Genomic DNA, 20,838 nt, shown 5'->3' on the forward strand with positions numbered 1-20,838 from the left:
GGGAGCGTAACCTAAGCCCCTCGGAGGCTGCGGGGTTCGTCATTCGGAGCGGACGCGCGTGAACCGGTGCAAAAGCCACGCCAGGGGCACCGTCACGACGAACGTGACGGCGAACAGGTTCACCATCGAACCGGTGTAGATCGGGTACCGGAGGATCTCGACCATCACCAGTTCCATCGTCACCAGATGGATCAGGAAGATCTCGTAGGAGATCTCGCCAAGGAACACCATCGGCCGGCTCGCCAGGAACCTGGAGTACATCCCGCGATCCCCCAGCGCGAGCGGCGCGACCACCAGGGTGGCGATCACCGCGTAGAAGAGCGCCTTCGTCAACGCCTCCCACATCTCGTTGGGTGAGGTGGTGGGCGCGCCTGCGATCGGCGTCGAGACGATGAAGTACGACACCACTGCCAACGGAACACACACCAGCGCGTAGGCCCGCGCCCGCATCGGCTGCAGCACGGCCAGCAGCATGCCGCCGACGAACCATGCCAGATAGGTCGGCAGCCACAGCCGCGCCGCATCGGGCAGGAAATCGGTGGTGTGCACCAACACCAACCACGCGGGCGTGACCAGCGCCAGCAGGCCGAGGCCGGTCAACAACAGCCCCGGCCGCCACTGCCGACGGCACAGCAGCACCAGCAGCAGGTAGGCCAGCAGTGGCAGCGCTACGTAGTACGCCGCTTCGACCGCCAGGCTCCACATCTGCGTGAGGCCTTGGTGCAGAAACGAATACAGGTAGTTGTCGGTATAGATCTGGGTGAGGGTCAGGTTGCGGAACAACCCTTCCCAGGTGTGGCCGGGGTTCGGTCCCGCAGTGCGAAAGTGGTACAGCAGGTACGCCGCGACGACGGTCACCGCGTAGGCGGGCATGATGCGCCGCAGGCGATGCCAGGCGTAACGACGCACCGACGGCGGCGGTCGACTCGTCGCGGCGGCTCTGACCCACGGGCCGAAGAGCAGAAATCCCGAGAGCACGAAGAAGATCGGGACACCGATCTCCGCGCGCGAATACACCAGCCCGACATAGCCGTGGGTGTATTTGCCGGTGGTGTAAGCGGCGTGCGTGAGCATCACCAGAAGCGCTGCGACAGCGCGAATTCCGGTGAGTGACGCGACGCGCTCGGCCTTGCTGACCGACTCGAGCCCGCCCTGCGCGTCCAGATCCTTCACGCCTTTCGGCGTGGTCATTCGTGCTTCCGCTTTGGCTTACCTTGTGACCGCTTCGGCCCGTGATCCGGCTGGAGATTGATCAGGTTGCCCTGGATCCGGGTCTTCTCGAGGGCTTTCAATGTCTGCTTGGACAGCGTCGCGGGCAGTTCGACCAGCGAGTGGTCGGGCCGGATAGTGATGTGGCCGAAGTCGCTGCGGTGCAACCCGCCCTCGTTGGCGATGGCGCCGACGATCGCGCCGGGCATCACCTTGTGCCGCTTGCCGACCGCGATGCGGTAGGTGGCGAAATCGCCCCGCCGTTCGCGCGGCTTGCGCGGGCCGTCATCGCGCGTCGGGCGGTCGGGTCGTTCGCGGCGCTTCTCCGGCGGCGGCTCGGTCATGAGGAACTCTTCGCCGTCGCGGCTCTGCAGTGCCAGCGCGGCGGCGATGTCGGCCATCGGCACGTCGTTATCGCGCTCGTAACCCTCGATCAGCTTGCGGAACACGTCGATTCCCGGCGCGCCGAGTGCCTCGGTGATGGAGTCGAGGAACTTCGCGACGCGTTTTTCGTTGACGTCGTCCACCGAGGGCAATTGAGATTCGACGAGCTTCTGTCTGGTCACCCGCTCGATCGAATTAAGCAGGTGACGCTCGCGCGGCGTCACGAAAAGCAGCGCGGTACCCGATCGGCCCGCCCGCCCCGTGCGCCCGATGCGATGCACGTAGGACTCCGGGTCGTGCGGAATGTCGTAGTTCAGGACGTGCGAAATGCGCTCGACGTCAAGGCCGCGCGCTGCGACATCGGTCGCGACCAGGATGTCGAGGCTGCCGTCCTTGAGCGAGTTGATCGTGCGCTCGCGGACCGCCTGCGGGATGTCGCCGTTGATGGCCGCCGCGGAAAACCCTCGCGCACGCAGCTTTTCGGCCACTTCTTCGGTGGCCTGCTTGGTGCGGACGAACACGATCATCGCGTCGCCCTGCTCGACCTCGAGCAGCCGGGTCAGCGCGTCCATCTTCCGCTGGTGCGAAACCTGGATGTAGCGCTGCGTGATGTTCTCGGCCGTTTGCGTCTTGGATTTGACGGTCACTTCGACCGGGTCGTGCAGGTATTTCTTGGTGATCTTCCGGATGGCCGGCGGCATGGTCGCCGAGAACAACGCGACCTGCTTGTATTCGGGGGTGTCGGAGAGGATGCGCTCGACGTCCTCGGCGAAGCCCATCTGCAGCATCTCGTCGGCTTCGTCGAGCACGATGTAGTCCAGGTGCGAGACGTCCAGGGTGCCCTTCTCCAGGTGGTCGATCACCCGTCCGGGGGTACCGACCACCACGTGCGCCCCGCGCTTGAGCCCCGCGAGCTGCGGCCCATAGGGGGACCCGCCATAGATGGGCAGGACGTTGACGCGCAAGTGGGCGCCGTAGCGGCTGAACGCCTCGGCAACCTGCAGCGCGAGTTCGCGCGTTGGAGCCAGCACCAGCGCCTGGGTGGTGCGGCTGGTGGTGTCGATCTTCGACAGAATCGGAATGGCGAAGGCTGCGGTCTTGCCGGTGCCGGTCTGCGCCAGCCCGACGACATCGGAGCCGGCGAGCATCGCCGGGATCGTCGCGGCCTGGATGGCCGACGGCGATTCGTAGCCGACCTCGTTGACGGCCTGCAGCACCGACGGGTGGATCTGCAGGTCAGCAAAGGTCAGCTCGGCGGTTGTCGAGTCGGACTCGGAGGTTGTCATCGCTGGTTGAGTCTAGTGCGTGTCATCGGCCGACCCGCCGTACGGCTTGACCGGCCACCGGTCGCACTTTCGGTACGGTGCGCAGTTGTGAAGCGGGCGGTGGTGATTGGCAGCTGTGTCGGCAGCATCGCGATCTTGGCCGCCGGCTGCGGATCGAGCGATTCGACCGTCTCGAAGACACCCGGGCCGCCCGTTGCCACCTCAGTCCCGGCCGCCGCCTCGCCGTCTCCGGTGATTCCGTCGGGCCCGGCGGCCACCGCCAGCGCCGAGGCCGATCCATGCGAGGTCGATCTGGCCGCGCCTGCGATCGCCGAGGCCGTCGCCGGGTTGCCCCGCGACCCGCGTAGCAACCAGGGATGGAACCCCGAACCGCTGGCGGGCAATTACAACGAGTGCGCTCAACTGTCGGTGGTGATCGTCAAGGCCAACACCAACGCGCAGAATCCGAACACCCGCGCAGTGATGTTCCACCTCGGCAAATTCATTCCCAGCGGCGTGCCCGACACCTTCGGCTTCAACGGCATCGACGACTCCTCGAGCACCGGAGACACCGTCGCGTTGCGCTACTCCAACGGAGTGCCAGGGCTCGACAGCGTCGTGAAGTTCCGCTGGAACGGCAACGGTGTCGAACTGATCGGCAACACACCCAACTGACCCGTTTCCGGCGCACGAAGAGGCAAAGCAACTAGTACGGCTTCGTTTACCCCGGCCCTCCCCGGGTATGTCGCTCGCGTCAATAAAAGTCGTGACCGGTTACTGGAGGAGGGCAATCGTGGAAGACGCCTTGCGGGACATGTGGCGAACAGTCGCCGTATTGGCCCCGAAAGTGCTTGTGTTCGTTCTGATCTTGATCATCGGCTGGATCTTGGCCAAACTCATCGCCAAGGCCATCGACAAGGTGCTCGAGCGGGTCGGTTTCGACCGGGCGGTCGAGCGCGGCGGCATCCGCAAGGCGCTGCAGAACAGTCGGTATGACGCCTCGGACATCGTCAGCAAGATCGTGTACTACGCATTGCTGTTGTTCGTCCTGCAACTGGCGTTCGGCGTGTTCGGGCCCAATCCGGTCAGCACGTTGCTCTCGGGTGTCATCGCGTTCTTGCCGAAGCTCTTCGTGGCGATCATCATCGTCGTGGTCGCGGCGGCCATCGCGGCCGCGGTGCGCGACATCGTCTCCAACGCGCTCAGCGGTCTGTCGTACGGACGGGTGCTGGCCAACATCGCGAGCATCGCCATTCTCGGTCTCGGTGTCATTGCCGCGCTCAACCAGGTGGGTATCGCGTTGACGGTCACGCTGCCGGTGCTGATCGCGATTCTCGGCACGGTCGGCGGCATCCTCATCGTCGGGGTCGGCGGCGGCTTGATCAAGCCGATGCAGCAGCGCTGGGAGGACTACCTGTCCCGCGCTGAGCGCGAAGGCCGCAACATGCGCGAGCAGATGTCGGCCAACACCGGCGACGTGCCGACCGCGTACCAGCCCACCGCCGATGGACCGCCCGCCGGACAGGTGCCCACCGCTGGATACGGGCCGGGCTCCGGACCCTACCCGCCGGTGCAGCAGACCCCGTCCGCGACGGCGCCCTATCCGCCGCAGTCGCCTCCGCAGGGTGGCCCGCTGACCTGAGTCCGCGTGTCGCGAAATGGAATTCCCGGCTGTCAAGGAAGCGTTTTGACCGCCGGGAATTCCATTTCGGCGCGCGTGGGGTGTCGGCGACGTCACATACAGTGGCATCGTGTTCGTCGCCTCCGTTGGAGCGCAGGCCCGAGTCGTCTACAGCGCCTCCGACCTCGCAGCCGCCGCCCGCTGCGAGTACGCGCTGCTGCGCTCATTCGACGCGAAGCTGGGCCGCGGCCCTAGGGTCACGGTCGAAGACGAACTGCTCGCGAGGACGGCCGACCTCGGCCATGCGCACGAGCAGCGTCACCTCGACGAGCTACGCGAGCGCGCCGACGTCGCGATCATCGGCAGACCGCCGTACACGGTTGACGGGCTGACCGCCGCGGCGGAGCAGACCCGCAGGGCCGTCGAGCGCCGCGTGTCGGTCATCTACCAGGCCGCGATGTTCGACGGCCGGTTCGCCGGGTTCGCCGACTTCCTCGTGCTGGAGGGCGACCGGTACCGCTTGCGGGACACGAAACTCGCCCGTTCGGTGAAGGTCGAGGCGCTGCTGCAACTCGCCGCATACGCCGAGACACTCGCGGAGGCGGGCGTGCCGGTGGCCGACGAAGTCGAGCTGGTGCTCGGCGACGGAGCAACCGCCGCGTACCGCGTCGACGAACTGCTACCCGTATACCGGCCGCGACGCGACGCGCTGCAGCAGCTGCTCGACAACCACTTCGCGGCCGACGCCCCGGTCGACTGGGCCGACGAGGACGTGCGCGCGTGTTTCCGGTGTCCCGAATGCGAGATACAGGTCCGCGCCCACGACGACTTGCTGCTGGTGGCGGGCATGCGGGTCAGCCAGCGTGCCCGCCTGATCAATGCGGGGATCACCACCGTCGCCGAGCTGGCCCGGCACTCGGGACCGGTGCCTGAGTTGGCGGCGCGGACGGTGACGACGCTGACGTCGCAGGCCCGGCTGCAGGTCACACCGAGTACCGACGGCAAGCCGCCTTACGAGGTGGTCGACGCGCAGCCGTTGATGGTGCTGCCCGACGCGAACAAGGGTGATCTGTTCTTCGACTTCGAGGGCGATCCCTTGTGGACCGTCGACGGCCGCGAATGGGGACTCGAATACCTGTGGGGCGTGCTGACCGTCGACGGGGATTTCCACCCCTTCTGGGCGCACGACCGCACCAGCGAGCGCCAAGCCCTGGTCGACTTCCTGGCGATGGTGCGCAAGCGCCTGCGGCGGTACCCCGGCATGCACATCTACCACTACGCCGCCTACGAGAAGAGCACGCTCCTGCGGCTGGCCGGACGTTACGGAGTCGGCGAGAACGATATCGACGACCTGCTGCGCAACGGCGTGCTCGTTGACCTGTATCCGTTGCTGCGCAAGAGCATTCGTGTCGGCGCCGAAAGCTACAGCATCAAGTCGCTCGAACCGCTGTACATGGGCAACGAGTTGCGCAGCGGCGAGGTGACGACCGCCGCAGACTCCATCACGCAGTACGCACGCTACTGCAGCCTCCGCGACGAGGGGCGGACCGACGAGGCAGCGGCCGTGCTGAAGGAGATCGAGGAGTACAACGTCTACGACTGCCGCTCGACCCGTCGGCTGCGCGACTGGCTGATGGCCCGCGCCATCGAATCCGGTGTGCCGCCGCGCGGCCCGCTGCGGGTCCGCGACGACGAGGTCATCGAGCTCGGCGACGACCTCGAACGGGCGCTGCTGAAATTCGCCGGTGACGGCGTGGAACCGCGCACCGCCGAACAGACCGCCGTCGCGATGGTCGCTGCGGCGCGCGGCTTTCACCGGCGCGAGGACAAGCCGTTCTGGTGGAGCCATTTCGACCGCGTGAACAATCCGGTCGACGAGTGGGCCGACAGCAGCGACGTGTTCATCGCCGAGAAGGCCGTGATCGTCAACGACTGGCACCAACCGCCGAAAGCCCGTAAGCCGCAGCGGCATGTGCGCCTGTTCGGCGAACTCGCCAACGGCGAACTGTGCAAGGACATGTTCGCGCTGTACGACCCGCCCGCGCCGGCAGGTCTGGCCGACGACCCCGACCGCCGCGGCTTCGGCACCGTCACCGTGACCGACTGCAACGACCCGGAGGTGCCCACCGAAGTCGTCATCGTAGAAAAGCAACCCAAGGACGGCGACGTGTTCGAGCAGACGCCGTTCGCGCTGACACCGGGCGCACCGATCAACACCAAACCTCTGCAGGAGTCGATCGCGGCGACCGCGGCCAACGTCGCCGCCGGCCTGCCGTCCTTGCCGCGCGACGCCGTGACCGACATTCTCCTGCGCCGCCCGCCGCGGACGGTCAGCGGCGGGCCCCTCCCCCGCAGCGGCGTGATCGCTGACGACATCGCTGCGACGCTGCTCGATCTGGACTCGTCGTACCTCGCGGTGCACGGACCGCCGGGCACCGGTAAGACGTTCACTTCCGCGAGAGTCATTGCGCGACTTGTGAAAGAGCAAGCATGGCGCATCGGCGTGGTGGCGCAGTCGCACGCGGTGGTGGAGAACCTGTTCTGCGATGTGCTCAAGGCAGGAGTCGACGGCACCCACGTGGCCAAGAAGCTGAACACCGTCAACCACGGTTGGACCGAGCTGACCAATCCCGAATTCGCCGGCTACCTCGCCGACCACGCCTCCGACGGAGTCGGCTGCGTCGTCGGCGGCACCGGATGGGACTTCGCCAACGCCAACAAGATTCCGCGGCTCACCCTCGATCTGCTCGTCGTCGAGGAGGCGGGCCAGTACAGCCTGGCCAACACCATCGCGGTGGCGCCGTCGGCCCGCAACGTGATGCTGCTCGGCGATCCGCAGCAGCTGCCGCAGGTCAGCCAGGGCACCCACCCTGAGCCCGTGGATTGTTCGGCGCTGGGCTGGATCGTGGACGGAAGGCACACGCTGCCGAGCGAATTCGGCTATTTCCTCGACCGGTCGTACCGCATGCATCCCGCGGTGTGCGCCGCGGTCTCCCGCTTGTCGTATGACGACCGGCTGCAGTCGGAGCTCGAGGTCACGACCGCGCGATGCCTCGCCGGGTACGAACCGGGCGTGCGGACGATGACCGTCGACCACGACGGCAACTCGACCGACAGCCCCGAGGAAGCCGATGCGATCGTCGCCGAGATCACCGGCCTGCTCGGCACACCGTGGACCGACGATGGGGTCACGGCTCCGCTGGCTCAGCAGGATGTCCTGGTGGTGACGCCGTACAACGCGCAGGTGGTGACGCTGCGACGACGACTGGATGCCGCCGGGTACGGCGGCGTCGAGGTGGGCACCGTCGACAAGTTCCAGGGCCGACAGGCGCCGGTGGTGTTCGTGTCGATGACCGCGTCGTCGGCCGACGACGTGCCGCGCGGAATCTCGTTTCTACTCAACAGAAATCGCCTCAACGTGGCAGTAAGTCGTGCCAAGTACCTCAGCGTGATCGTGCGATCGCCACTGCTGACCGAGTACCTGCCGGGCACGCCGGACCGCCTCATCGAGTTGGGCGCGTTCCTGTGCCTGTCCTCGTGTGATACACCCACGAAATGAGTTTGACCGCCCGACTGGCCGAGATCGTCGGAGACGGCTACGTCAGCACCGACCCCGATGTGCTGCACGGGCGCAGCGTCGACCACACCGGCCGCTACCGCGGACACGCCAGTGTGCTTGTGCGGCCGGGCTCGGCCGACGAAGTGGCCGCCGTGTTGCGCGCATGCCGCGTCGCGGGTGCATACGTCACGGTGCAGGGCGGACGCACGTCGTTGGTCGCCGGGACGGTACCAGAGCACGACGACGTGCTGCTGTCCACCGAGCGCCTGCGCGCGGTAGGTGAGGTGGATGCCGTCGAGCGGAAGGTGTCGGTCGGCGCGGGAGCCACCCTGGCCGAGGTCCAACGGGCCGCCGCCGCGGCCGGCCTTCTGTTCGGCGTCGACCTGGCCGCGCGCGACTCCGCCACCGTCGGCGGTATGGCCTCGACGAACGCGGGCGGACTGCGCACCGTGCGCTACGGGAACATGGGCGAACAGGTCATCGGCTTGGACGTGGCGTTGCCCGACGGCACGGTCCTCCGCAGGCACAGCGACGTGCGGATGGACAACACCGGATATGACCTGGCGTCGCTGTTCGTCGGCGCCGAAGGCACGCTCGGCGTGATCACCGAACTGGATCTGCGGCTGTACCCGCTGCCCTCCCACCGCGTGACGGCGATCTGCGGGTTCGCCGACCTCGACGCACTCATCGATGCGGGCCGGATTTTCCGTGACATGGACGGCATCGCGGCGCTGGAGTTGATCGACGCTCGGGCCAGCGCGCTGACAGCCGAGCATGTCGGGGTGGGGGCGCCCGTCGCCGGAGCCTGGCAGCTGCTGATCGAACTGGCCGGAGACTCCGACCAGACCGAGCGGCTGGCCGACGCGCTCGAGGACGCCGGCTTGACCGGCGAGCCGGCCGTCGGCGTCGACGCCGTCGCCCAGCAGCGTCTCTGGCAGGTGCGCGAAGCCCTCGCCGAGGTGCTCGGGGTCTACGGGCCACCGCTCAAGTTCGATGTGTCCCTGCCACTTTCGGCCATCAGCAGATTTGCCACCGGAGCGACGAACCTCGCCGCCGAGCATTCGCCTGATACCATCCCCGTGTTGTTCGGCCACATCGGCGAGGGCAACCTGCACCTGAACCTGGTGCGGTGCGCGCTCGACGGTGATGCCGAACACGCGCTGTACACCGCGATGATGGAGTTGATCGCACAGTCCGGCGGCAACGTCAGCTCTGAACACGGGGTCGGCACCCGCAAGCGTGACTACGTCGCGATGTCGCGCAGCGAAGCCGACATCGCGGCCATGCGCGCGGTCAAGTCCGCCTTCGATCCCACCGGGTTTCTCAACCCCGCAGTGCTTTTCGGCTAATCCCGCCAGGGCAGGGAATGCCTGCCGGAGCGCGAGGCGTCAGGATCGTCGCGCGAATGCCTGCCGTTGGACTGGAACCAGAACGGCCGCGGCTCCTGCGCCTCGTGCCCCCCGCGACCTCGATGGCGGGAGGGGCCGTCTGGTTCGTCGGCGCCGAACGGGATGTCTGCGCTGTAAGTCTCGGCCTCCGACGATCTCGGCTCGGCCAGCCGGTCGGGATGTCTCACCGGCTGGATCCGGTGCTCGTCGTCGACGTGAAAGCCGTTGTGCGCGAATCCGACCGGCTCGGCCGTCGGCTTGGCCGGTGGCACATCGGCGAGCAACTGGTCGAGGATGCTGCGCCACGACTCGTGGTCGTGTTCTGCGTTCGGCGCTGGCGTGGGCCTTCGCGCGGGCGCGGGTTCGGATTCCGTTGGCGCGTGCGTCGCGGGGCGCGGTTCCCAGCGCCGCGCGTTGCCCGGGGCGTGCGCGAGTTGTTCGTGGCGGGCGCGTAGGGGCTCGGTGTCAGCGTCGTCCTCGACGGCGACCACGGGACGACGCGTGCGGGGTTCTGGCTCGTCCCAGTGCACCGTGTACTCGACGTACGCGTCGTCGTCGATGTCGTCGACCTCCTCGAGGAACGTGTCGTTGTCGTAGGACGCGTTCGGACGCCGCGCATCGAAATCGCCCTCGTCGAGCTCGTCGTCGATGGCCTCGGATCTGCCCCTGTCCGAGGAGCCCACCAGGAACAGCGCGGCGATCACCCCGAACAGCGCGAAGAACGCGGGCAGCAGCAGGGTCTGCGACATCGCTGCGGAGAACGAATCGTGAAGGTAGGCGGGCAGTCTGCCGACGGCGCCTTCGCCGGCGGGCGTATCGGCCAGCACGGGTGGCATCTCAGCGCTGATCCGCCATGTCATGAACGCCGCGAGCGCCGCACTGCCCAGAACCGAGCCGACCTGGCGCGTGCTGTTGTACACGCCCGACCCCGCACCGGCCAGTCGACCGGGCAGGCGACGGGTGGCCGTGGCGGCCAGCGGCGACCAGATGAACGCCATGCCGACACCCGTGGCGGTCAACGGCAGCACGATCCGCCACATCGGCGTCGTCGGCGTCAACTCCACCGACAACCACGTCAACGCGACCGCGAGCACCGCGAACCCGAACCCCACCACCGGACGCGGATGAGAGCGGTCGACGATCCTGCCGACAAACGGCGCCAGCGCACCGGTCGCAATGGCCATCGGCGCGGTCAGCAGCGCCGAACGTGTCGGCGAGAGCCCGCAGACCGCCTGGGCGTAGAACATGACCGGCACGATCATGGCCGTGACCACGAACCCGATGGTCGCGACGCCCAGCGCCGACAGCGAGAAGTCGCGGTCGCGAAAGATGACCAGCGGTACCAGCGGTTCGTTCGTGTTGACCGACTGCCAGATGACGAAGGCTGCCAGGAAGCCGATGCCGCCGGCGGTTGTGCCCCACACCCACGGCGCCCAGTCGTGTGACTGGCCTTCCTGCAGGGCGAACACGACCATGAACATGCCGACGCCGGACAGCACCACGCCCGGCAGATCGAAACCCTTTTTGCTGGTCGGCAACGCGGGAACCAACCGAACGGCGAGCGCGACACCGAGCACACCGATCGGCACGTTGACGAAGAAGATCCACTGCCAGCCGAGTCCGTCGACCAGGAACCCGCCCGCCAGCGGGCCGACCAGTGTCGCGACGCCGGCCGTCGCTCCCCACACACTCATCGCCACGCCCCGGCGCTCGGCCGGGAAGGTGCGGGTGATGGTGGACAGTGTCTGCGGGGTGAGCAGCGCCGCGCCGACGCCCTGTACGACACGGGCGCCGATCAGCATGCCGATGCTGTCAGCCAGCCCACACCACAGTGACGCCGCGGTGAAGACCGTCAACCCGAGCAGATAGAGATTTTTGGGGCCGAATCGGTCCCCGAGACGTCCCGCCACCAGCAGCGGCACGGCGTACGCCAGCAAATAGGCGCTGGTGACCCAGATGACGGTGTCGTATCCGGCGCCCAGCCCCGCCATGAGCGCGGGATTGGCGACGGCCACTATGGTCGCGTCGACCAGGATCATGAAGAAGCCGACCATCATCGCCCACAGCGCATGCCACGGGTTCGCCGCGGGAGCGGCGGCGCGGCGATCGGGGCGGGAAGTCAGGCTCTCGAACATCTCGGGTCGACATCATTTCGGAAGGATTGAGCCGACGCTACGGACGTTGCACTACCGCGACAAGTCGCGGTTGACGATGGCAACGTCCGATCACGCCGGCTCGGGTACGGCCTCCAGCGAGACGTCGTCGGCTTCTGTCGACCGCACACCAGCACCAAGTAGCGCGACCAGGGCGATGACCATGCCGGCGGTCATCACCAGCGCGAGGGCGAGCTCGTTGTTGCCGAGCACACCGACAAGCGGCGCGACAGCGGCACCGAGCCCGAACTGGGCGGCGCCCAACAGCGCGGCCGAGGTGCCCGCCGCCTCGGGATGGCGCGTCAACGCCACGGCCGGCGCATTGGGCAGGACGAGGCCCATGGCGCCCAGGATCGCGAAAACCGAGAGCACGAAGCCGAGGAGGCCGCCGACCTGGGCGACCGACAGGCCGACGAAGATGCCGCCGGCCAGCGTCGCGGCCGCCAACGCCCACATCAGGATGGTCTGCGGCGCGAACCGGCGCAGCAGTACGACGTTCAACTGGGTGGCGGCGATCAGTGCAACGGCGCCGGCGCCGAAGACCAGCGCGAACGCCTGCTGACCCAGGCCGTAGCGGCCCTGCAGCACGAACGACGCGCCCGCGATGTAGGCGAACAGGCCGGACATGCCCAACGAGGCGACGAGCACCAGGACCACGAAGCGGACGTCGCGCAGCAGTTCGAGGTAGGTGGCGGCGATGCCGCGGACCTTGAGCGGACGACGGTGCGCCTTCGGCAGCGTCTCCGGCAGCGCGAGCGCGGCGAGGAGCAGCAGCATGCCTGCGACCACGACCAGTGCGGCGAACACCCAGTGCCAGGACGCGTGCAGCAGGACCGCCGCGCCCAGCGAGGGCGCGAGCACGGGCGCCACACCGAGCACCAGCATCAGCCGGGACATGACGGTGGCTGCGGCCGAGTCGGCGAACAGGTCACCGACCACGGCGATCGCCACCACCATTGCCGCGGCCGCGCCCATGCCCTGCAGGCCGCGGGCCACCCCGAGCACGACGATGTTCGGCGCGACAAGGCACAGCAGCGACGCCAGCATGTGCAGGACGATGCCCGCCATCAGCGGCCGACGGCGGCCCAGGGAGTCCGACAGCGGGCCGACGATCAACTGGCCCAGCGCCAACCCGGCCAGCGTGCCGGTGAGCGTGAGTTGCACGACCGACGAGGAGACCCCGAGTTCGTCGGCGATCTTCGGCAGCGCGGGCAGATACATGTCGATGGTCAGGGGGCCCAGCGCCACCATGAGGCCCAGAACGACGATCATCCGAGTGCGGCTGGGCGCCCGCGATTCCCGTTGCACTGTTAGGGATTCGGCAGTCGTCAGGTCCACGGCCGGTGATGTTGCCATGACGATGGTTAGCGCGCCTTTTCATTTTTTTCTTCCCCGATGTCGCCCAATTCGCCCGGATAGTGACAGCCGTCACGGCGACTGTTCGTCGCTGTGCGTGCGGATCGGGCACTGCCGCACGCCGCCGTTCGTTGCACAGGGGCTAGCCTGAAAGGCCAGCCGTTCTGACAGGGAGGCCGCAGATGAGTGCCCGGTCGAAGGCCAAGAAGCAGCTGCCCGCTACCACGAGCGAGGATCCCAGCGCGGCCGCGAAGGCGCTGACCCGGATCATCGAGCGTGGCTCACGCGTGCAGGCGCCCGCGATCAAGGCGTACGTCGACCGTTTGCGCAGGCAGAGCCCCAACGCGACGCCGGCCGACATTGCGACAAAGCTGGAGAAGCACTATGTCGCGGCCGTGATGGCCAGTGGCGCGGCGGTCGGGTCGGCGGCGGCGTTCCCGGGAATCGGCACGCTCGCGGCGATGTCGGCCGTGGCCGGCGAGACCGTGGTGTTCCTGGAGGCGACGGCGGTGTACGTGCTGGCGCTGGCCGAGGTGCACGGGATTCCCGCCGATCATCGCGAGCGTCGCCGTGCTCTGGTGCTCGCGGTGTTGGTCGGCGAGGACAGCAAGCGTGCGATCGCCGACCTGGTCGGGCCGGGTCGCACCAGCGGCGCCTGGGTTGCCGACGGCGCGGCGACGCTGCCCCTGCCCGCGGTGTCTCAACTGAACTCCCGCCTGCTGAAGTACTTCGTGAAGCGCTACACGCTCAAGCGCGGCGCGATCGCCTTCGGCAAGCTGCTGCCGGTCGGCATCGGCGCCGTCGTCGGTGGTGTGGGTAACCGCCTGATGGGCAAGCGCATCGTCGCCAACGCCCACGCGGCGTTCGGCACGCCGCCGCCGCGTTGGCCGGCGGCACTGCACGTACTACCGCCGCCTCCGCGCGACTAGCGGGCACGTCAGGCGGCTCGGTCAACGACGACCACAACGATCACAAAAGCCATAAGGGCCATAAGGACGTTGTCGTGGTCTGGCCGATGCCGGAGCGATAGCCTTTAGGCGGCGCAATTGCGGGTACCCGCAGATAACCTGGCGAGCGATGTCCCGGGCTCGCATGAGGCGAAGGAATCGAGGCGAGTTTCTGCCGTGAGTTCACCGTCACCATTCGGTCAGAACGAGTGGTTGGTCGAAGAGATGTACCGCAAGTTCCGCGAGGACCCGTCGTCGGTCGATCCCAGTTGGCACGAGTTCCTCGTCGACTACTCCCCCGAGCCGACCGGCGATCAGAGCGCAGGCGGCGGCAACGGACAATCGTCAGCCGCGCCCAAGACGCCACCGGAACCCGCCCCCGCCCCACCGCCCAAGAGTTCCGCGAGCAACGGCGCCGCTGCGCCCGCCAAGGTCTCGACGAAGTCCGAATCGAAGTCCTCGGCCAAGCCCGACAAGTCCGCAGACAAGTCCGCAGACAAGTCCGAGAAGCCCAAGGACAAGCCCGACGAGAAGTCGGCGGACAAGCCCGCTGAGAAGCCGAAGGACAAGCCGAAATCGGCCGCTCCCGCCGAGGACTCCGAGGTACAGGTGCTGCGCGGTGGCGCCGCGGCGGTGGTCAAGAACATGTCGGCGTCGCTGGAGGTGCCGACGGCCACCAGCGTGCGCGCCATTCCGGCCAAGCTGATGATCGACAACCGGATCGTCATCAACAACCACCTCAAGCGCACCCGCGGCGGCAAGATCTCCTTCACCCATCTGCTCGGCTACGCGATCGTGCAGGCGGTCAAGAAGTTCCCGAATATGAACCGGCACTTCTCCGAAGTGGACGGCAAGCCGGCCGCGGTGACCCCGCCGCACACCAACTTGGGCCTCGCCATCGACCTGCAGGGCAAGGACGGGAACCGCCAGTTGGTGGTTGCGGCCATCAAGAAGGCCGACACCATGCCGTTCGGCCAGTTCATCGCGGCCTACGAGGACATCGTGCGACGCGCCCGCGACGGCAAGCTCACCGCCGAAGACTTTAGCGGCGTGACGATTTCGCTGACCAACCCCGGAACCATCGGCACAGTGCACTCGGTGCCGCGGCTGATGCGCGGTCAGGGCGCCATCATCGGCGCCGGCGCGATGGAGTACCCGGCGGAGTTCCAAGGCGCCAGCGAGGAGCGCATCGCCGAGTTCGGCGTCGGCAAATTGATGACGCTGACGTCGACGTACGACCACCGCATCATCCAGGGTGCGGAGTCCGGTGACTTCCTGCGCACCATCCACCAGCTCCTGTTGTCCGACGATTTCTTCGACGAGATCTTCCGCGAGCTGGGCATTCCGTACGAGCCGGTCCGGTGGCGCGTCGACAACCCCGACAAGATCGAGGACAAGAACGCCCGCGTCATCGAACTGATTGCGGCATACCGGAACCGGGGCCACCTGATGGCCGACATCGACCCGCTGCGGCTGGACAAGACCCGGTTCCGCAGCCACCCCGATCTCGACATCGTCAGCCACGGCCTGACCCTGTGGGACCTCGACCGCGAGTTCAACGTCGACGGGTTCGCAGGCGCGGAGAAGAAGAAGCTGCGCGACATCCTCGGGCTGCTGCGCGACTCGTACTGCCGCCACGTGGGCGTCGAGTACACCCACATCCTCGAGCCCGAACAGCAGCAGTGGATTCAGGATCGGGTTGAGGTCAAGCACGAGAAGCCGACCGTCGCCGAACAGAAGTACATTCTGTCCAAGCTCAATGCCGCCGAGGCGTTCGAGACCTTCCTGCAGACCAAATACGTTGGCCAGAAGCGTTTCTCGCTGGAGGGCGCGGAGAATCTGATCCCGGCGATGGACGCGGTGATCGACCAGGCCGCCGAGCACGCGCTCGACGAGGTCGTCATCGGCATGCCACACCGCGGCAGGCTCAACGTGCTGGCCAACATCGTCGGCAAGCCCTATTCGCAGATCTTCAGCGAGTTCGAGGGGAATCTGAACCCCTCGCAGGCCCACGGCTCCGGTGATGTGAAGTATCACCTCGGCGCGGGCGGCACCTACATCCAGATGTTCGGCGACAACGACATCGAGGTGTCGCTGGTGGCCAACCCATCGCACCTGGAAGCCGTCGACCCGGTGCTGGAAGGCATCGTGCGTGCCAAGCAGGACGTCCTCGACAAGGGCAACGGCGACGACGGGTTCACCGTTATGCCGCTGATGCTGCACGGCGACGCAGCATTCGCGGGCCAGGGCGTGGTGGCCGAGACGCTGAACCTGGCGCTGCTGCGCGGCTACCGCACCGGCGGGACGATCCACATCATCGTCAACAACCAGATCGGTTTCACCACTTCGCCTTCCGATGCCAAGTCCTCGGAGTACTGCACCGATGTCGCCAAGATGATCGGCGCGCCGATCTTCCACGTGAACGGCGACGATCCCGAGGCGGCGGCCTGGGTGGCCCGACTGGCGGTGGACTTCCGGCAGAAGTTCAAGAAGGACGTCGTCATCGACATGCTGTGCTACCGCCGGCGCGGGCACAACGAGGGCGACGACCCGTCGATGACCCAGCCGGCCATGTACGACGCGATCGACGTCAAACGCGGTGTGCGCAAGACGTATACCGAGGCGTTGATCGGGCGCGGGGATATCTCGATGAAAGAGGCCGAGGACGCGCTGCGCGACTACCAGGGCCAGCTGGAGCAGGTGTTCAACGAGGTACGCGAACTCGAGAAGCACGAGATCGAACCGAGTTCGTCGGTGGAGGCCGACCAGATGGTGCCGGCCGGGATGGACACCGCCGTAGAGAAGTCGCTGCTGGCGCGCATCGGCGACGCGCACCTGGCGTTCCCAGACGGGTTCAATGTGCATCCGCGCGTGAAGCCGGTGCTGGAGAAGCGCCGCGAGATGGCTTACGAAGGCAAGGTCGACTGGGCGTTCGCCGAGCTGCTGGCGCTGGGATCGCTGCTCAACGAGGGCAAGACGGTGCGGTTGAGCGGACAAGACACCCGCCGCGGCACGTTCACCCAGCGGCACTCGGTGGTCATCGACCGCAAGACCGGCAGAGAGTTCACCCCGCTGGAGCTGCTGACGGCAGACAGCGACGGCAACCCCACCGGCGGCAAGTTCATGGTGTACGACTCCGCGCTGTCGGAGTTCGCGGCGGTGGGCTTCGAGTACGGCTACTCGGTCGGCAACCCGGACGCACTCGTGTTGTGGGAGGCGCAGTTCGGCGACTTCGTCAACGGCGCACAGTCGATCATCGACGAGTTCATCAGCTCGGGTGAGGCCAAGTGGGGTCAGCTCTCCGATGTGGTGCTGCTGCTCCCGCACGGCCACGAGGGCCAGGGCCCCGATCACACGTCCGGCCGGATCGAACGGTTTCTGCTGTTGTGGGCCGAGGGCTCGATGACCATCGCGATGCCATCGACACCGGCCAACTACTTCCACCTGCTGCGGCGCCACGCGCTGGACGGGATCCACCGTCCGCTGATCGTCTTCACGCCGAAGTCGATGCTGCGCAACAAGGCCGCCGTGAGCGATCTGCGCGAGTTCACCGAGATGAAGTTCCGCTCGGTGATCGAGGAGCCGACCTACACCGACGGCACCGGCGACAGGAGCAAGGTCAAGCGCGTGCTGTTGACCAGCGGCAAGATCTACTACGAGCTGGCGGCGCGCAAGAACAAGGAGAAGCGCGACGACGTCGCGATCGTGCGCATCGAGCAGTTGGCGCCACTGCCGCGCCGCCGGCTCGAAGAGACCTTGGAGCAGTACCCCAATGCCGAGGAATACCGCTGGGTGCAGGAGGAGCCGGCCAACCAGGGAGCGTGGCCGATCTTCGGCCTGACCCTGCCCGAGGTGCTGCCGGAGAAGCTGACCGGCATTCGGCGCATCTCGCGGCGGGCGATGTCGGCGCCGTCGTCCGGCTCCTCGAAGGTGCACGCGGTCGAGCAGCAGGAGATCATCGACGAGGCCTTCACCAGGTAGGGGTTCCCCCTCGCAAGCGGGGGGCCTAGTAGGCGGGACCTGCGGTACCGGCTAGCCTCGACGCGAAACCACGGCGCAAGAGAAGAGGTAGTCATGCAGGGCTTCGCCGGAAAGGTCGCCGTAATCACCGGCGCCGGGTCGGGCATCGGACAGGCGTTGGCCATCGAGCTGGGTCGCTCCGGCGCCAGCGTGGCGATCAGCGACGTCAACACCGAGGGCCTCGCCGAGACGGAGGAGCGGCTCAAAGCGATCGGCGCACCGGTCAAGGCCGACCGCCTCGACGTCACCGAACGTGAGGCGTTCGAGCTGTACGCCGACGCGGTCGTCGCGCACTTCGGCAAGGTCAACCAGGTCTACAACAACGCGGGCATCGCCTACGTCGGTGACGTCGAGGTCACCCCGTTCAAAGACTTCGAACGCGTGATGGACGTCGACTACTGGGGTGTCGTCAACGGCACCAAGGTGTTCCTGCCGCATCTGATCGCCTCGGGCGACGGCCACGTCATCAACGTCTCGAGTCTGTTCGGCATCTTCTCGGTGCCCGGCCAGGCGGCGTACAACTCCGCCAAGTTCGCGGTGCGCGGATTCACCGAGGCGCTGCGGCAGGAGATGCTGGCCGCCGGTCATCCGGTCAAGGTCACCACGATTCACCCCGGCGGGATAAAGACCGCGATCATGCGGAACGCCACGGCCGTCGAGGGATTCGATAAGGAAGCACTGACCCGCACCTTCGACAAGAAGCTGACGCGGACCACGCCAGAGCAGGCCGCGAAGATCATCCTCGACGGCGTCCGCAAGAACCGCGCCCGCGTGCTCGTCGGCGCCGACGCGAAGGCCCTCGACTTGATTGTCCGCGTCACCGGCTCGGGCTATCAGCGGTTGTTCCTGACCGTGGTCAAGCGTTTGGTGCCCAACGCTCACTGACGCCCCCGCTAGTCACCAAGGGGGCGCTCGGCGAGGAACGCGTCGGCGACCTGACCGGGGTCGGCGCCGTCGGCCACATCGGCTCGCATCTGCGCCAGCGCCGCGGTGTCCAGCACGCCGGCCACCTCGTTGAGGGCCAGCACCTGACGCTCGTCGAGTTCGTTGCGTCGGTACAGCGGCACCACGTTCTCGGCGCGGATCATCGAGGTGCGGTCGGACAGCATCAGCAGTTGAGTCGGGATGTACGGCGCGGCGGTCGTCGTCCATGCTGCATTGATCTGGCCCGCGCGCAGCGCAGCGAACATCGCTGCGGCGTCCGGGAATTCGAAAACCTTTGACACCTTGCAGGTGCCCAGCGCGCCCGCCCGCGGCGCGTCGGACACGGCGCCGGTCCTGAGCTGATCGCAACGCCGGACGGCAGCCGTGACGTCGCGCGAACCCCACGCGTCGGCGGTCCGTTCGGTGACGGCGAGCGCCGGCTTGTCCTCGGCTGACTCGGTGTAATCGCCCGCGGCGACGCCTTCCGGCAGTGCGGCCACCATCTCGCGGTAGACCTGGGCGGCGGAGCGCGCGGTCGCGCCGGGCACGAGTTGTGCAAGCACCCGGCCGGTGAACTCGGGTACGACGCGGACGTCACCGGAGTCGAGGCCCATCAGCGACTGCTCGGGTTCGACATGTGCGGGGCTGCCGTAGTGCCGCAGCGCCGCGGCGTACAGATGGGCGATCAGTGTCGAGCCGGAGCCGGAGCCCACCGCGACCGACTCTGGGCCGGCGTCGCCGCCGCAGCCGGCGGTGCCCAGCACGACGAGCGCGACGAGCGCCAGCGCCAGCCGGCCCACGGGCCTAGGTGCCTGCCGCGGCGGCAACCGCCTGCGCCACCGCGGGGGCCACCCGAGGGTCCAGCACGCTGGGCACGATGCAGTCGACCGACAGTTCGTCGCCGACGACGGAGAAGATCGCCTCGGCGGCGGCCACCTTCATCTGTTCGGTGATGCGACGCGCGTCGGCGTCCAGCGCACCGCGGAAGACCCCTGGGAAGGCGAGCACGTTGTTGATCTGGTTCGGGAAATCGCTGCGGCCCGTCGCCACCACGGCCGCGTACTTCTTCGCGTCGTCGGGGTGGATCTCGGGGTCGGGGTTGGACAGCGCGAACACGATGGCCTGCGGCGCCATGGTGGCCACGAGGTCGACGGGCACCACACCGGCCGACAGCCCGAGGAACACGTCGGCGCCGTCGAGCGCCTCGGCCAGGCCACCGGTCAGCCCGCGCGGGTTCGTCTGCTCGGCCATCTCGCGCTTGTACACGTTGAGGTCGTCGCGCCCGGCGTGAACGATGCCCTGCGAATCGAGCAGCGTGATGTCACCGACGCCCGCGGCCAGCAGGATCTTGCCGCACGCCACACCTGCGGCGCCCGCGCCGGAGATGACCACGCGCAGTGCGCCCATATCGCGGTCGAGCACCTTCGCCGCGCCGAGCAACGCGGCCAGCACGACGATCGCGGTGCCGTGTTGGTCGTCGTGCATGACCGGGCAGTCCAACGCCTCGATGAGCCGGCGCTCGATCTCGAAACACCGTGGCGCCGAGATGTCTTCGAGGTTGACCGCGCCGAACGTCGGGCGCAGCCGCACCAGGGTCTCGACGATCTCGTCGGGATCCTTGGTGTCGAGCACCAGCGGGATCGAGTCCAGGTCGGCGAACGCCTTGAACAGCGCGCTCTTGCCCTCCATCACCGGCAGCGACGCGGCAGGGCCGATGTCGCCGAGTCCGAGCACTGCGCTGCCGTCGCTGACGACAGCGACCATGCGGTTGGCCCACGTGTATCGCTGCGCGAGCGTGTGATCGGCGGCGATCGCCCTGCTGACCTGAGCCACGCCCGGCGTATAGGCGATCGACAGCGCGCGCTCGGTGTCCAGCGGCGTTCTGAGTTCTACGCCGAGCTTTCCGCCTACGTGCGCAGCGAAGATCTCTTCGTCATTCACGACGATCGGGCCACGCTTGTCGGCTAGGTTCCACACGGCTTGGGACACGGCGTCGAGGGTAACGACGAACT

Annotated in this window: 13 protein-coding genes; 7 read left to right on the forward strand and 6 right to left on the reverse strand. The window is 67.4% G+C overall.

The features are described from left to right. Nucleotides 1-39 precede the first annotated feature (39 nt). Together N4S67_RS00620 and N4S67_RS00625 are read right to left on the reverse strand one after the other, a co-directional pair. Nucleotides 40-1,191: an acyltransferase family protein gene (locus N4S67_RS00620; RefSeq protein WP_260991007.1), complete on the reverse strand. Its 1,152-nt coding sequence runs from the start codon at nucleotides 1,189-1,191 to the stop codon at nucleotides 40-42. Beyond that, the gene (locus tag N4S67_RS00625; RefSeq protein ID WP_260991008.1) at nucleotides 1,188-2,879 is read right to left on the reverse strand and encodes a DEAD/DEAH box helicase; all 1,692 of its coding nucleotides are present in this window, start codon (nucleotides 2,877-2,879) and stop codon (nucleotides 1,188-1,190) included. Before N4S67_RS00625 ends, N4S67_RS00620 begins: the two co-directional genes overlap by 4 nt. An 87-nt stretch (nucleotides 2,880-2,966) precedes the next feature. Between N4S67_RS00625 and N4S67_RS00630 the strand changes: the two genes are divergently transcribed. The 4 genes from N4S67_RS00630 (at nucleotide 2,967) to N4S67_RS00645 (ending at nucleotide 9,387) form a co-directional block, all read left to right on the forward strand. After that, nucleotides 2,967-3,533: an LppP/LprE family lipoprotein gene (locus N4S67_RS00630; RefSeq protein WP_260991009.1), complete on the forward strand. Its 567-nt coding sequence runs from the start codon at nucleotides 2,967-2,969 to the stop codon at nucleotides 3,531-3,533. A 118-nt stretch (nucleotides 3,534-3,651) separates the two neighbouring features. After that, nucleotides 3,652-4,500 (forward strand): mechanosensitive ion channel family protein, encoded by an 849-nt coding sequence (locus N4S67_RS00635; RefSeq protein WP_260991010.1) that lies wholly within the window; start codon nucleotides 3,652-3,654, stop codon nucleotides 4,498-4,500. 109 nt (nucleotides 4,501-4,609) lie between these two features. Then, on the forward strand, nucleotides 4,610-8,038 hold the full coding sequence (locus N4S67_RS00640; RefSeq protein ID WP_260991011.1) for a TM0106 family RecB-like putative nuclease: 3,429 nt from the start codon (nucleotides 4,610-4,612) through the stop codon (nucleotides 8,036-8,038). Continuing rightward, nucleotides 8,035-9,387, forward strand: coding sequence for an FAD-binding oxidoreductase (locus tag N4S67_RS00645; RefSeq protein ID WP_260991012.1), 1,353 nt, complete (start codon nucleotides 8,035-8,037; stop codon nucleotides 9,385-9,387). Before N4S67_RS00640 ends, N4S67_RS00645 begins: the two co-directional genes overlap by 4 nt. On the opposite strand, the gene N4S67_RS00650 is transcribed toward N4S67_RS00645, so the two are convergent. Next, the gene (locus tag N4S67_RS00650; RefSeq protein WP_260991013.1) at nucleotides 9,384-11,561 is read right to left on the reverse strand and encodes an MFS transporter; all 2,178 of its coding nucleotides are present in this window, start codon (nucleotides 11,559-11,561) and stop codon (nucleotides 9,384-9,386) included. The genes N4S67_RS00645 and N4S67_RS00650 overlap by 4 nt on opposite strands. Nucleotides 11,562-11,651: 90 nt before the next feature. After that, the gene (locus tag N4S67_RS00655; RefSeq protein WP_260991014.1) at nucleotides 11,652-12,935 is read right to left on the reverse strand and encodes a multidrug effflux MFS transporter; all 1,284 of its coding nucleotides are present in this window, start codon (nucleotides 12,933-12,935) and stop codon (nucleotides 11,652-11,654) included. A 182-nt stretch (nucleotides 12,936-13,117) separates the two neighbouring features. On the opposite strand from N4S67_RS00655, the gene N4S67_RS00660 reads away from it, so the two are divergent. The 3 genes from N4S67_RS00660 to N4S67_RS00670 all read left to right on the forward strand — a co-directional run bounded on the left by N4S67_RS00660 (nucleotide 13,118) and on the right by N4S67_RS00670 (nucleotide 18,787). Then, complete coding sequence (locus N4S67_RS00660; protein ID WP_260991015.1) at nucleotides 13,118-13,864, forward strand: hypothetical protein; 747 nt, start codon at nucleotides 13,118-13,120, stop codon at nucleotides 13,862-13,864. Nucleotides 13,865-14,107: 243 nt separating this feature from the next. Next, a complete protein-coding gene (locus tag N4S67_RS00665; RefSeq protein ID WP_390893238.1) occupies nucleotides 14,108-17,863 on the forward strand; it encodes a multifunctional oxoglutarate decarboxylase/oxoglutarate dehydrogenase thiamine pyrophosphate-binding subunit/dihydrolipoyllysine-residue succinyltransferase subunit in 3,756 nt (1,251 codons plus the stop codon). A gap of 93 nt (nucleotides 17,864-17,956) precedes the next feature. Continuing rightward, nucleotides 17,957-18,787: an SDR family NAD(P)-dependent oxidoreductase gene (locus N4S67_RS00670; RefSeq protein WP_260991017.1), complete on the forward strand. Its 831-nt coding sequence runs from the start codon at nucleotides 17,957-17,959 to the stop codon at nucleotides 18,785-18,787. An 8-nt stretch (nucleotides 18,788-18,795) separates the two neighbouring features. Here the strand turns inward: N4S67_RS00670 and N4S67_RS00675 are convergent, their stop codons facing one another. Beyond that, complete coding sequence (locus tag N4S67_RS00675) at nucleotides 18,796-19,626, reverse strand: glycine betaine ABC transporter substrate-binding protein (protein WP_260991018.1); 831 nt, start codon at nucleotides 19,624-19,626, stop codon at nucleotides 18,796-18,798. Nucleotides 19,627-19,630: 4 nt separating this feature from the next. Then, nucleotides 19,631-20,815 (reverse strand): NAD(P)-dependent malic enzyme, encoded by a 1,185-nt coding sequence (locus N4S67_RS00680; RefSeq protein ID WP_260991019.1) that lies wholly within the window; start codon nucleotides 20,813-20,815, stop codon nucleotides 19,631-19,633. Nucleotides 20,816-20,838: the final 23 nt, after the last annotated feature.

The sequence above is a fragment of the Mycobacterium deserti genome, from assembly GCF_025345615.1.
Taxonomy (GTDB): Bacteria; Actinomycetota; Actinomycetes; order Mycobacteriales; family Mycobacteriaceae; genus Mycobacterium; species Mycobacterium deserti.